At 42.5% G+C, this 12,768-nt stretch carries 13 protein-coding genes; 3 read left to right on the forward strand and 10 right to left on the reverse strand.

The window, feature by feature from the left end; all coding sequences use genetic code 11:
• Window positions 1–156: 156 nt before the first annotated feature.
• Complete coding sequence (locus VGB26_02810; protein HEX9756714.1) at window positions 157–2,586, reverse strand: ATP-dependent Clp protease ATP-binding subunit; 2,430 nt, start codon at window positions 2,584–2,586, stop codon at window positions 157–159.
• A 245-nt stretch (window positions 2,587–2,831) separates the two neighbouring features.
• Between VGB26_02810 and bioF the strand changes: the two genes are divergently transcribed.
• Genes bioF through bioD form a run of 3 tightly spaced genes read left to right on the forward strand, consistent with a single transcriptional unit; the run spans window position 2,832 to window position 5,514 of the window.
• Window positions 2,832–4,004 carry an 8-amino-7-oxononanoate synthase gene (gene bioF / locus VGB26_02815; protein ID HEX9756715.1) on the forward strand — a complete coding sequence of 391 codons (1,173 nt, stop codon included), beginning with the start codon at window positions 2,832–2,834 and terminating at the stop codon, window positions 4,002–4,004.
• A complete protein-coding gene (locus VGB26_02820; GenBank protein HEX9756716.1) occupies window positions 4,005–4,751 on the forward strand; it encodes an SDR family NAD(P)-dependent oxidoreductase in 747 nt (248 codons plus the stop codon). It abuts the gene before it with no gap.
• A 16-nt stretch (window positions 4,752–4,767) separates the two neighbouring features.
• Window positions 4,768–5,514, forward strand: coding sequence for a dethiobiotin synthase (bioD, locus tag VGB26_02825; protein HEX9756717.1), 747 nt, complete (start codon window positions 4,768–4,770; stop codon window positions 5,512–5,514).
• Window positions 5,515–5,522: 8 nt separating this feature from the next.
• Here bioD and VGB26_02830 read toward each other — a convergent pair whose 3' ends face one another.
• The 9 genes from VGB26_02830 to VGB26_02870 form a co-directional block, all read right to left on the reverse strand.
• Entirely contained in the window at window positions 5,523–5,840 is a 318-nt protein-coding gene (locus tag VGB26_02830) for a glucokinase (GenBank protein ID HEX9756718.1), read from the reverse strand.
• Complete coding sequence (locus VGB26_02835) at window positions 5,824–6,513, reverse strand: glucokinase (GenBank protein ID HEX9756719.1); 690 nt, start codon at window positions 6,511–6,513, stop codon at window positions 5,824–5,826. The genes VGB26_02830 and VGB26_02835 overlap by 17 nt, the downstream gene beginning before the upstream one ends.
• A gap of 93 nt (window positions 6,514–6,606) precedes the next feature.
• The gene (gene thiE, locus VGB26_02840) at window positions 6,607–7,245 is read right to left on the reverse strand and encodes a thiamine phosphate synthase (protein ID HEX9756720.1); all 639 of its coding nucleotides are present in this window, start codon (window positions 7,243–7,245) and stop codon (window positions 6,607–6,609) included.
• Window positions 7,246–7,360: 115 nt separating this feature from the next.
• On the reverse strand, window positions 7,361–8,716 hold the full coding sequence (gene accC / locus VGB26_02845) for an acetyl-CoA carboxylase biotin carboxylase subunit (protein ID HEX9756721.1): 1,356 nt from the start codon (window positions 8,714–8,716) through the stop codon (window positions 7,361–7,363).
• A 112-nt stretch (window positions 8,717–8,828) separates the two neighbouring features.
• The gene (gene accB / locus VGB26_02850; protein HEX9756722.1) at window positions 8,829–9,299 is read right to left on the reverse strand and encodes an acetyl-CoA carboxylase biotin carboxyl carrier protein; all 471 of its coding nucleotides are present in this window, start codon (window positions 9,297–9,299) and stop codon (window positions 8,829–8,831) included.
• Window positions 9,300–9,307: 8 nt separating this feature from the next.
• The gene (efp, locus tag VGB26_02855; GenBank protein HEX9756723.1) at window positions 9,308–9,859 is read right to left on the reverse strand and encodes an elongation factor P; all 552 of its coding nucleotides are present in this window, start codon (window positions 9,857–9,859) and stop codon (window positions 9,308–9,310) included.
• A gap of 152 nt (window positions 9,860–10,011) precedes the next feature.
• A complete protein-coding gene (gene aroQ, locus VGB26_02860) occupies window positions 10,012–10,449 on the reverse strand; it encodes a type II 3-dehydroquinate dehydratase (protein HEX9756724.1) in 438 nt (145 codons plus the stop codon).
• 232 nt (window positions 10,450–10,681) lie between these two features.
• Window positions 10,682–11,038, reverse strand: a complete 357-nt coding sequence (locus tag VGB26_02865; protein ID HEX9756725.1) for a roadblock/LC7 domain-containing protein — start codon at window positions 11,036–11,038, stop codon at window positions 10,682–10,684.
• A gap of 6 nt (window positions 11,039–11,044) precedes the next feature.
• Window positions 11,045–12,685, reverse strand: a complete 1,641-nt coding sequence (locus tag VGB26_02870) for a tetratricopeptide repeat protein (GenBank protein HEX9756726.1) — start codon at window positions 12,683–12,685, stop codon at window positions 11,045–11,047.
• Window positions 12,686–12,768 lie beyond the last annotated feature (83 nt).

Genomic DNA, 12,768 nt, shown 5'->3' on the forward strand with positions numbered 1-12,768 from the left:
GTAAGAAGGATTAACCCAAAAGAGAGTCTTCTCCCCCTAATAAACGGGGTTGGTTCAGTGAAGGAGCGATCTTTTATTTCGTTAAAAGGAAGGCGTGGCTCTGTTGTTTTCTGTGCCTTCTTGAGAGCCTCATGTATTATACTCATCTAGGTCCAATTAGACCTCAGCCAAGGCCTCTTCTTCGGTGAAGACAGGAATATTACCCTGAATTAAAACCTTAATTTTTTTATTGTCCTTAAAGCGGCCCTTAATTAACTCTTCGGAAAGAGGGTCCTCAATATTCTTTTGGATGGCTCGTCTCATGGGGCGGGCACCATAAGCTGGCTGGAATCCTTCATTCATCAACCAACTTTTCACCTCGTCTGAAACTTCCAATTGAATTCCTTTTTCGACAAGCCGCCGATTCAGGTCTTGGATTAGATTATCGATAATTTGAGAAAGGTGCTCTGGTTTTAAAGGATGGAAGACGACAATATCATCTACACGGTTTAGAAATTCGGGATTAAAAGTCCGCTTGAGCTCCCCGAGCACATCACCCTTCATACGTTGAAACCGTTCTCCCCCCTGTTCCTTTTGGAAACCTAAAGCCCCCCCCTTTTCAATTAATCTGGCTCCGATATTGGATGTCATAATGAGGATCGTGTTCCGGAAATCCACTTTCCTCCCCAAACTATCCGTTAGACAACCATCATCTAAAACCTGGAGGAGGACATTGAAAAGGTCGGGATGGGCTTTTTCAATTTCATCAAACAAAACGACAGAATAAGGCCTCCTTCTTACCTTTTCGGTAAGCTGCCCCCCTTCTTCATAACCCACATAACCTGGAGGGGCTCCCATTAACCTGGAACTGCTGAATTTTTCCATGTACTCAGACATATCAATGCGAATCAAGGCATCCTCATCATCAAATAAGAATTCAGCCAAAGCCCGGGCCAATTCGGTTTTTCCAACACCTGTAGGACCCAGGAAAATAAATGAACCAACGGGTCTTTTCTCGCCTTTTAACCCTGCACGGGAACGCCGAATTGCCCTTGAGACAGCCCCCACCGCTTCATCTTGGCCAATCAATCGGACATGGAGATTTTCCTCCATATTGATTAATTTTTTGGTTTCTTCCTCTTCCAACTTGTAAAGCGGAATCCCTGTCATTTTTGAAACAACATAGGCAATCTCTTCCTTCCCAATGGTGGGCTTCTGTTTTTCTTGGGTACTCTTCCATTCTTTCTTTGAGTCTTCAAGGAGTTTTTTTAACCGTTCTTCCTCCTCTCTCAACTTTACCGCTTCTTCAAAATTTTGAATCTTTATGGATATTTCCTTTTCGCGGGAAACTTTTTTTAATTCTTGCTCCAGAACTTTCAATTCCTCGGGAAGGGAGAAACTTTGAAGTTTCGCCCTAGACCCTGCCTCATCAATCACGTCAATGGCTTTATCGGGCAAAAAACGATCGGAAATGTAACGATCCGAGAGCCGAACCGCCTCCGAAACAGCCCCTTCGGAAATTTCAACGCCATGGTGATCCTCATACCGATCCCGTAATCCCTTAATAATTCGGATGGTTTCATCCACTGAAGGAGGATGAACATAGATGGGCTGGAATCTCCTTTTCAAAGCACCGTCCCGTTCAATATATTTCCTATACTCATCAAGCGTGGTGGCACCAATACACTGAATTTCCCCCCGTGCCAAAGCGGGTTTCAACATGTTAGAGGCATCAATGGATCCCTCGGCTGCCCCAGCCCCCACCAACGTGTGAAGTTCATCAATAAAAATGATTATATTTCCAGCGTGGACAATTTCTTTCATTACCACTTTCAAACGTTCCTCAAACTGGCCCCTGTATTTGGTCCCGGCAACAAGGGAACCCAAATCAAGGGCAATCACACGCTGATTTAAAAGATTGTCCGGGACTTCCGAGCCCACAATTCTTTGAGCCAACCCTTCTACAATAGCGGTTTTTCCCACTCCGGACTCCCCAATTAATACCGGATTGTTTTTGGTTCTCCGAGTCAGGATTTGGAGGACGCGCTCAATTTCATCCCCACGTCCGATGACCGGGTCTAAACCATTTTCCGCCGCCAGTTGGGTTAGATCTCGCCCAAATTCATCCAAGGCGGGTGTATTACTTTTCTTATCTTTTTCTCGGGGTGTGCTTTTCTTCAATAGATTAACAGTGAGTTGCCTGGCCGTTAGCAAATTGGCACCTAGGCTTCTCAAAATTTTTCCTCCAATTCCCTCTTCTTCCCTTAAAAGTCCCAATAAAAGATGTTCACTTCCGATATAACTATGGCCTAAAAGCCTGGCTTCCTCCACTGCATACTCAATGACTTTTTTCACGCGAGGAGTAAATGGAATTTCACCAAACGTCATGGTATTACTGCCGCTGGGAAGGTTCCGTTCAATTTCTAATTTTGCTTGTTCAGGAGAAAGCCCCATTTTTTTGAGAACCGCAAGGGCAACGCCATCTCCTTCTCTTAAAACAGCCAAAACAAGATGTTCTGTTCCTAAATAATCATTTTGGTGCCTTTCCGCCTCTTCCCGGGCCAAAATGATTATTTTCCTTCCCTTATCGGTAAATCGTTCGAACATCCAAACCTCCCCACGTTGTGTGTGTGAGTACTCGAACTCCTTTAAATATTTAGTTTTATTTTAACCTCATGCATTATCTATGTCAAGTGCTTTCTGGACCTGAAAAAGGATCTTTCCCGTGTTTTTCCAATAGTTATACCATTTTAATAATTTAAAATAGTGGCTCTTTTCCCCCAGGGAAACCTTGACTTTGATCCTAAATATATGCCAAAAACACGCAACCCCAAAAGGAAAAAGAGGGCATTATGGTTGCAGGATTTCACCAAGAGATTACAAATCTCAAAAATCAAAACCTATTACGAAAGCTCATTTCGATTGAAGGTGAACAAGACACAACCATTTCAATTGGGGGTAAAACGGTCATATCTCTTTCTTCCAATAATTACTTAGGGTTAGCAAATCATCCAGCACTTAAAGCTGTCTCGATTCAGATCATACAAAGCCATGGGGTGGGGGCTGGGGCCTCCCGATTGATTTCAGGCAACTCGATTCTTTATGACCAATTAGAAGAAAAATTATCCTCTTTTAAAAAAGTTCCTTCCTGTCTTGTTTTTAACTCCGGGTACACAGCAAACATCTCTCTAATTCCAACCCTGTCCAAAAACAAGGGCCTCATTTTGGCAGATGAATTCAACCATGCAAGCCTTTTTGAGGGATGCCGACTCAGTTCTGCCTTGTTTCGGATTTACCACCACCGGGATATGGCCCATTTAGAAAAATTACTGAAAAAACATTCTTCTGATAAACCAACACTAATTGTGACAGATGGCGTTTTCAGTATGGACGGGGATCTTGCACCGTTACCCTCTATTTATGATCTGGCTCAAAAATACAACGCCCAAATTTACGTAGATGACGCCCACGGAACAGGGGTTTTGGGACAACATGGACGGGGTACCGTTGAGCATTTTGATTTGGAAGAGAAAATTGAATTTCAAATGGCAACCCTGGGCAAGGCCTTGGGAACATTTGGAGGGTTCTTTACCTGCCAATCGGATACCCGAACTTATTTACTCCAAAAAGCAAAATCCTTAATTTTTACCACTGCCCTTCCGCCCTTTATTTTAGCTGCCTCCACTGTAGCAATAGATTGGATTCAAAACCACCCCGAACTCCGTGAAAAACTTTGGAAAAACCGGGAATATTTCATGGGTGGGTTAAGGTCCTTAGGATTTCACCTGACTGAAAGTGAAACCCCGATTATCCCTATCCTGATTGGGCCCCCGGGTCTCGCTCTAACTTTTTCTCAACGTTTACTGGATAAAGGAATATTTGCCCCTGCCATTCGGCCCCCAACCGTCCCCAAAGGAACCAGTAGAATACGAACCACGATTATGGCCACCCATACCCTGGAGCAAATGGATTTTGTTCTTGATTCTTTTCAAAGCATTGGAAAAGCCATTGGAATTATTAAATAAATGACCTTCCCAGGAAAAGATTCCCAAGTGGTGATCATCACGGGGGCAACCGGTGGCCTGGGATATGCGCTGGCGAAAACCTTTGCCTCCCACGGTTTTTATATTGTGGTTCACTATCTTCATCAAGAAAAGGTAGCAAAAAAACTGGCCGCTCTCATTCAAGAGATGGGAACCCAGGCCCTGGCGGTTCGGGCGGATCTCCAAAACAAAATTGAAATAGCCCAAATGAGTGAAAAAACCCTGAAAAGGTGGGGGAAAATAAACGTTTTGATCAATAATGCAAGCATAGTCTCCGATCAAATGATTTTACATATGACTGAAAAAAATTGGGACCAAGTAATTTCAGTAAATTTAACGGGCACTTTCAAGACCATTCAAGCCATTGCTCCTTCCATGGTAAAACAGAGATTTGGACATATAATTAATATTTCCTCCTATACGGGAGCCCATGGACGATCGGGACAATCCAACTATTCCGCCTCCAAGGCTGGAGTAATGGCTTTGACCAAAACAGCGGCCTTAGAGTTGGGTTCTCATAACATTCTGGTCAACACAGTCATCCCAGGTTTTTTAGAAGTAGGAATGGGAAATAAAATGACTTCTAAACAAATTGAAAACATTAGAAGGGATTTTTTGCTTTCAAAGTCCCCCCCCATTCAAAAGATAACGGAATTTATATATACGGTGGCAATGATGGAAGGGGTCTCGGGACAAATATTCAACCTGGACAGTAGAATTCTGTATTAACCAAAAGATGTATAACATGTATAAAGGCCTTTTCATTACAGGAACGGATACCGGGGTGGGAAAAACCATCGTTACTGCGGGATTAGCCCTGGCCTTGAAAAACACACAACGGAATGTCGGCGTGATGAAACCCATTGCAACCGGTTGTTTTAAAAAAAAAGAAAAGTTTGAATCCCCTGACACACAATTTTTAGTCCAAGCCTCCGGGGTAACAGACCCCCTTTCTCTCATCACCCCTTATTGTTTGAAAACCCCATGCTCCCCATATTGGGCAGCAAAAATTGAAAACCGAAAAATTCGAATCGACCGCATAATAGATGCTTTTTCCCAATTATCCGGAAAACATGAAATAGTTTTAGTGGAAGGCCTGGGGGGGCTAATGGCTCCCATCACCAGAAGAATTCTATTGATTGACTTAGCCAAAATATTAAACCTTCCCATTCTCATCGTATCCCGTTCAACTCTGGGAACCATTAATCATACCCTCCTTTCGATTGCCCAGGCACATCAGAGGGGGGTACCAATTTTGGGCCTCATTTACAACCATCCCCAAAAAAATAAAATGAAACTCCATGAAAGAGTTAATCCACGGATTATTTCCAGCTTTTCGAAAATTAAAAACCTAGGGACAATTCCTTATCTAAAGGATGTTTCAGTCGAGAAAAGAAATTTAAAAGGATTAAAGCGGGGTTTTGAAGAGATGGCCATTGAAATTCTAAAGAACCTGAAAAAACCAGCGAGGGGAAAAACTGGAAAAAATTAAAAAGGAATTTAATGGGATAAATGGGAAAGAGCAAAATGAGCAGCCCCAATTAGGGGAACCCGGGGGTTTAAAATGACATTAACCGGAACTTCCTTCAACATGCTCCGATACCTTCCTTTATCTAAAAAACCTCGCATAAAGACGCCATCCTTAAGCTTAGGTAATATTTTCGGAGCTATTCCTCCTCCCACATAAACACCCCCCACAGTAAACATCTTCAAAGCCAAATTCCCGGCTTCTGCCCCAAAGATGGAACAAAAAAGATTTAGAGTTTTTAGACATAGAGGATCACCTTCCTCCAAAAGCCACTTAGGTAATGGTAGCACTTGGATCCCCTTCTTTAAGTTTATCTCTTATCCATTTGGATTCGTTTATCTGCCCAGTATCACGCAAAAAACGATAAATATTAAAAATCCCAGGTCCCGAAAGAATCCGTTCATAACTCACATGGCCGAATTCGGAAGATAAAAAATGGTAAAGGGCAACCTGAGTCTCTCCTTGAGGTGCAAAATCCGAGTGTCCCCCCTCTGAGGGGATCGGACGGAACCCCTCTCCATCCCAATGAAGAAAGGCCTCGCCTAAACCGGTTCCAGCTGCAATGACTGAAACGTTTCCTTTTTTGACTCCATTATGCCCCAAATTCAGAATTTCTTTTTCATCAGGGGAAAGGAAAAGAACCCCAAATGCCGCAGCTTCCAAATCATTGAGAAGTTTCACTTGGTGAATCCCGAAGTAATCCGAGATCCGGGTCTCTTCCAAAACCCAAGGTAGGTTGGTGGTTTTGGACCTTCCCTCTTGAACCGGACCGGCAACTCCCAAACACACTGATTCCACTTTAGGTGCACCACCTTTCCCAAAAAATTCAGGCAAAATATCTTCAAACCGTAAATATTTCCGGCTCTCAAACTTCACTTCTTTTTCAAGTTGGAGCTTTCCTGAATGATGATGATATAACCTTAAAATGGTCTTTGTCCCCCCAATATCTCCCGCCAGAATCATTACGCATTCGCTCCCAATTAAGTTTAAGTTTTCCCCTGAAATAAAAACCCAAAATTAAAATTCACAAAACCCTCCCGTAAATAAAACAAAAGCCTACAGATTGATTTCTTTAGCTGATTCTTGGAGGAGCTTTAAAAACAGGTGGACTCTTTCCCCAATTTTGGGATAAGACAGAATTCCTGAGATCACTGCAATACCACTAGCTCCAGCGTTCATCACCTCTTCCACATTTTCTAAAGAAATACCCCCAATCGCAAAAATTGGAAATTTCACTTGATCTTGGACTTTGTGAATGATTTTACACCCCAAAGGATGTACCGGTTGCTTGGTTGGACTTTTATATATCGGGCCCAGCCCGATATAGTCAGCACCCCCTTTTTGGGCTTCCAACGCTTGGGTCACATTTCGAACCGTAACCCCAATGATGGCCTTAACCCCCAACTGGATCCGGGCATTTTCTACCGAAGAATCTTCTTGCCCTAGATGAACCCCATCGGCCCCAACCTTAACCGCAAGTTCTATATCGTCATTAATAATTAAGGTGCATTGGAACTTCTCACATAGGGTTTTAATTTTTTTGGCAATCGACAACCGGGAAACACCAGGAATTTCTTTCTCTCGATATTGGAGCAGTCGCACTCCCGCATTCAAAGCGTGTTCTACACAGGTCAGGAGGGACCTTTCCTGGCAGGCGTGTTGATCGGCAATTAGATAGAGTTTAGAAGGAAACATGAAAATTCCCCAATACTAAGGGAATTCTTCCCTTTAGAAAGAAATGGTTTCACTTCTCTTATTCTTAGGGCTTTTTTCAAATCTCTTTTCCGGAAGGACTTGTGAAAAATGACATTTACATCCCCACTTTCTCTTGAGAAAGCAAACGATCTAAAAATTTCGTTGAATACCTTCCCTTTTTGAAATTTGGGTCTGTAAAAATTCGACGGTGAAGGGGAAGAGTTGTCTTGATTCCCTCAACAACAAATTCATCTAAGGCCCTTTGCATTCTTAAAATCGCCTCTGGTCGGTCGACCCCAAACACAATCAATTTTGCAATTAATGAATCATATTGAGGAGGCACAATATAATTGGAAGTAACGGCTCCGTCTACCCTCACCCCAGGTCCCCCCGGAACATGGTAATCCGTGATAATTCCTGGACAGGGGGTAAATCTCTCCGGGCATTCTGCATTTATCCTACACTCAAAACTATGCCCTTTAATATGGACATCCTCCTGATGAATATCAAGGGCATCACCTGCACAAATCTTGATCTGTTCTTTAATCAAATCGATTCCAGTAACCATTTCTGTTACGGGGTGTTCCACCTGAATTCGGGTGTTCATTTCAATAAAATAAAAATTCTGGTCTTGATCTAATAAAAACTCCACGGTCCCCGCATTAACATAACCTACCGTTTTAGCTGCATCTACGGCTATCTTTCCCATCTCCTCCCGCAATTGATCATCCACCGCCGGAGAAGGGGCTTCTTCGACCAATTTTTGATGCCTTCTCTGCACCGAACACTCCCGCTCCCCTAGGAAAAGGGTCCTCCCCTGTGAATCAGCTAATATCTGTGCTTCAACATGCCTGGGTTCCTGATAATATTTTTCAATATAAACGTCTGAATTTCCAAAGGCCCCTTTCGCTTCTGCCTGAGCTGCCTGAAGAGATTGGTTCAACTCATCTTCCTGAAAAACCACCCGCATTCCTCGTCCGCCTCCACCTGCCGAAGCCTTAATGATAATTGGAAACCCAATCCATTTGGAAACCTCCAAGGCTTCCCCCTCACTTGAGACCACACCCGGACTTCCCGGTAGGACCGGGACCCCCGCCTTTTGCATTATTTCCCGGGCTTTTGCCTTATCTCCCATTAACGCTATACTCTCCGGGGATGGACCTATAAATTTTATTCCTGCGGATTGACAGACTTCCGCAAAGTGAGCGTTTTCAGCTAAAAATCCATAACCAGGGTGAATGGCGTCAGATTCGGAAACTTCCGCTGCACTCAAAATGTTGGGAATATTCCGATAACTGAGGGAGTTATCTGCAGGCCCTACGCAAATTTTTTCATCCGCATACCGTAGATGGAGGGAATCCTTATCGATTTCAGAATGAATGGCCACCGTCTTGATCCCCATTTCTTTACAGGCCCTGATAATCCGAATGGCAATTTCTCCACGATTGGCGATAAGGATTTTCCTAAACACTTTTCACCCTTAATTAAACATAATTTTTGAACCCTGAAAAAATTAATTACCTTCCACCAACGGGTTCCTGATTTTTTTAAAGGTAAAGATGCGTTAAATTTTTAAAAAATTTTCAAGCGGGTTGAATTCGAAAAAGAGGGGCACCATATTCAACGGTCTTCGTATTCTCTACCAATATCTCAACGACTTTTCCATCCACTTCGGTCTCAATTTCATTCATCAGTTTCATCGCCTCTACAATGCAAAGGATCTGGCCTTTTTTTACGAAATCTCCTACGTTGACATAAAAATCCGCGTCCGGTGCAGGGGCACGATAAAACGTACCAACAATAGGGGAAGTAATCGTAACCAACCCTGGGGGTTCGGATTGGGTTTTTTCAACCGAAGCAGAACGGCTGCCTTCCTGAAATTTTTGTTGGAACGGAGGAACGCTTATGGAAAGCCCTTGGGGGATTAAACCGGGGGAAGAAGGCGGTAGGATTCGTTTAATTTTCACCCGATAACCTGCCCGTTCAATTTCAAGCTCGGCCACTTCCGTTGACCGCACAAGTTCAATTAATTCCTTCAGCTCTCTAAGGTTCATGGGGTTTCCTATTTAACTCGCTCTACATAGGATCGGGTTCGGGTATCAATTTTTATCATTTCCCCTTCCTCTAAATAAAGGGGAATTTTTACAGTAGCCCCCGTTTCAAGAACAGCTGGTTTTGATCCCCCTGTAGCAGTATCTCCCCGTATCCCTGGGTCGGTTTGTACGATTTTGAGCTCTACAAAAATGGGCAAATCAATTGTTAAAGGTTGGTTATTATGAAATAAAATTTTGATATTCATGTTTTCTTTTAAAAAATCTTTACTTTCCCCTAATTGATTCTCACTTAAAAAAATCTGCTCAAAGGTCACGTTATCCATAAACCAATATTGTTGATCTCCCGAATAAAGGAACTGCATATCTTTTTCTTCCAGCTGCGGCTCATCCAACTTTTCCCCAGGCCGGTAGGTGCGGTCTATCACATTTCCTGTTTTTAAGCTTTTTAATTTGGTTCGAACGAAAGCAGAACCCTTTCCAGGTTTTACATGTTGAAAATCTACTACTATAAAGGGTTCCCCATCAATTTCAATCTTAACCCCATTGCGTATGGCATTCATCGGAATCACAAACCAAAACCTCCACCTTTAAGAACAACTTGGTCTCTTATTTTATACCCGGTCATAAAAAATCACTTCAAATTATGATAATCTCGTCCCCGGAAGACTAAAAACAGAAAACCCCTTCAGGATTTATCAAGTAATACCTTTGGTCATTTCCGTTTCAAATGGTTAATTAGGGCCTGAAGTCCTAAAAGATAGCTATTAACCCCAAAACCCACCACTTGACCCACTGAAACCCCCGCCACATAAGACAAATGGCGAAACCCTTCTCGCGCATAAATGTTTGATAAATGAACCTCCACGGTTGGAATGTTAATCCCTAAGATGGCATCACGAAGGGCAATACTGGTATGGGTATAGGCCGCGGGATTAATTAAAAGGCCATCTAACTTTTGAAAGGCCCTTTGAATAAAATTAACCATCTCCCCTTCTGAATTGGTTTGCCGAATGGAAACCTCAATTCCCTCCATTTTGGAAAATTTTTTTATTTTTTGATCGATCTCCTTCAATCGGAGGGGCCCATAGATTTCTTTTTCTCTGATTCCCAATAGGTTAAGGTTGGGGCCATGCAAAACCAATATTTTCATCTTTTGTTTCAAAAGGCCCCTTCCATGGCCCACAAAACGTTTAACCCATTTATTAATGGATTTTGTAATGAGGACCAATCCTTTTCAAACTAAAGTCCAATTAATTATCCCAATTTCAAATCGGAGCAGGAAGTGTTTCAAATTGGAATGCTCGACAAAAAGAAAAAACACTGAGGAGTTTTATGGGAAAATTTTGCATTTTTTAAAAATTTACTGGTTAACGGTATGAGGGCTATAGTTCTTTTTCTAAATGATACAATTCTTTCTTCATCAAAAAACGTCCTTTTCCAAAATTTCCATCAGACCCTACTACCAATAAAAGGAAATATTCATCATTGATTCGTTTCAAAAGAACAGTCGATTTTTCAGCTACCACAGATAGCTCTCGCATTACACCCATGGATAAAGAATCCGATGTTTTTTCCAACCCTTTAATGACTGAACAGTATTCAGCCCCTAGGGAATGCAGGTCGAGCAAAGGATCTCGTTTATGTTCTTCTACCACAATCCCGTCCATCCCCACGAGGGCAACCCCCATGGAATCTTCCATATTGTTGGTAATCCGCCGAAGGCTTTCTTCAAAGCTCATAAGTTTTCAACCTTTCCTAATATTTGACAACCATTCCTTGAGTCGTTGGATTTTTATAGATTTGGTATCCAATGGAGGACTTTTTTCTTGCCCTTGTTCCCTAATGGCAGGTTTTAAGAGATCCCTTTTCTGGCTATAATTTATCTGTGGTTCTGCAGTTGAGGTCAGGGAACCATCTGGGGTCGGTATTTCACTGGAAAATTCTCTATGGTTTTTCCCGGTTAACAAACTTGCAAGAGTAACTGCGTCATCTAATTTTTGTCTAAAACCCTGATTAGAAGGATCAGATAGTAAAAGCTTTCGGTAAATTTCGATTCCCTTATCATAATAGCCTTGGCGAACATAAAGCTCCGCTAAGGATTCGGTGTCAAAATCATCTTTTTCCAGGGAATCTACCTTCTCTTCGGGTTCCGGCCCTAAGGCCATCGGAGGCTCCATTTTAACAACCGGTTCACTGACTTCACCCGGTGGTCCAACATATTCCCGGGTCTCAGGAACCTCGATGAAAGGGACAGTCGATGGTTCTTCCACCTCTTCAAAACCTTTTTTTTCTTTCTTAATGGAATCCTCTTCCGTTAAAGAGGTAAATGCACTTTCCAGGGATTTTAAATCAACATCGGAATCCTCTGAAATTTCAATTACCCCTCCTTCTTGTTGTTCTGAAACTTCAATCTTATTATCCCCCAAATCCATTTGAGGTATTGGCTCTTCCAAATCTAAATTGATAGATGCGTCAGAGGGGAGTCTGGTTGTGGAATTTCCCTGACCCTCATTTTCAGAAAAAAGCCCTTCCTCCCCTGGGAAATTAAAGGGAGAATCTTCCTTTTCCGAAAAACCTTTCCCGGGTGATGAATCCATAGACGCCTCTTCAGGAATGGCTTTTTCCTGAAAATCCATAGGGCTTTCGCCCTTTAAATTATCGATTTCAAAAGAAACGGATGAATTGGGTTTTTCCTGTTGCATTTCAGGCGAAGATAAATCGATGTCCAGAGGAATATCTTCAGGAGAAGCCTTGGCATCCGTGACCAAGGACGGATTTTGGATTTCAGATTCGGAGGGGGTTATTCCAACTGAGCTCTCCATAACAATCTCTTCCTGTTCCCCTACTATATCCCCTTCTTCCACCCAACCATTTTCAACACTTTCTTGAGTTTTTTTAATATCCACTTCGCCAAAAGGCACTTCACCCATTCTCAAGGACTCACCTTTTTCCTCTTTAGCAGGGAAAACAGAGGTTTCCAGTTCCCCTAGAACCTTTTGCATTTCTGGATCCTTGGGGTTGAGGTTTAAGATCATTCGGCAGGATGCAAGAGCCTGATCGAGCTGGTCCTCTTCACGATATAATTGAACCAGATAACGGTGGGCCAAAACATTATCCGGATTGGCGCTTACCACTTCCTCAAATTCCCTTTTGGCTTCCGCCTTTTTCCCAACCTGCCATAGCAATTTGGCAAGAGAAACATGGGCACCTACATAATTTGGATGATTTTTCAACCCATCGGTTAAAACCAAAAAAGCCTCATCCGTCATACCACATTTCATATATTCTTCTGCAAGGGGAACAAATAACCTGGAGGCGGGATCTCGAGCCATCTTTTCAGTCAATTTAATTATTTCTGGAGATAGGGATTTTTCGCTTCCAGCCATTAAAAATATACCCTTCCGGGTCTTTAGGGGAAAATGAGAAAAAATAAAAAAAGGGGATTCTCATTACAGAGAATAGGCAAAAA

It is taken from the genome of Nitrospiria bacterium (assembly GCA_036397255.1).
GTDB lineage: Bacteria > Nitrospirota > Nitrospiria > DASWJH01 > DASWJH01 > DASWJH01.

Bases quoted from the DNA above. Each gene is read 5' to 3' on its own strand.
- aroQ (HEX9756724.1), bottom strand. From the start codon at position 10,449: ATGAAAATATTGGTTTTGCATGGCCCCAACCTTAACCTATTGGGAATC.
- VGB26_02870 (HEX9756726.1), bottom strand. From the start codon at position 12,685: ATGGCTGGAAGCGAAAAATCCCTATCTCCAGAAATAATTAAATTGACT.
- bioF (HEX9756715.1), top strand. From the start codon at position 2,832: ATGGTTGCAGGATTTCACCAAGAGATTACAAATCTCAAAAATCAAAAC.
- VGB26_02810 (HEX9756714.1), bottom strand. From the start codon at position 2,586: ATGTTCGAACGATTTACCGATAAGGGAAGGAAAATAATCATTTTGGCC.
- accB (HEX9756722.1), bottom strand. From the start codon at position 9,299: ATGAACCTTAGAGAGCTGAAGGAATTAATTGAACTTGTGCGGTCAACG.
- bioD (HEX9756717.1), top strand. From the start codon at position 4,768: ATGTATAAAGGCCTTTTCATTACAGGAACGGATACCGGGGTGGGAAAA.
- efp (HEX9756723.1), bottom strand. From the start codon at position 9,859: ATGAATGCCATACGCAATGGGGTTAAGATTGAAATTGATGGGGAACCC.
- VGB26_02820 (HEX9756716.1), top strand. From the start codon at position 4,005: ATGACCTTCCCAGGAAAAGATTCCCAAGTGGTGATCATCACGGGGGCA.
- VGB26_02835 (HEX9756719.1), bottom strand. From the start codon at position 6,513: ATGATTCTGGCGGGAGATATTGGGGGGACAAAGACCATTTTAAGGTTA.
- VGB26_02865 (HEX9756725.1), bottom strand. From the start codon at position 11,038: ATGAGCTTTGAAGAAAGCCTTCGGCGGATTACCAACAATATGGAAGAT.
- thiE (HEX9756720.1), bottom strand. From the start codon at position 7,245: ATGTTTCCTTCTAAACTCTATCTAATTGCCGATCAACACGCCTGCCAG.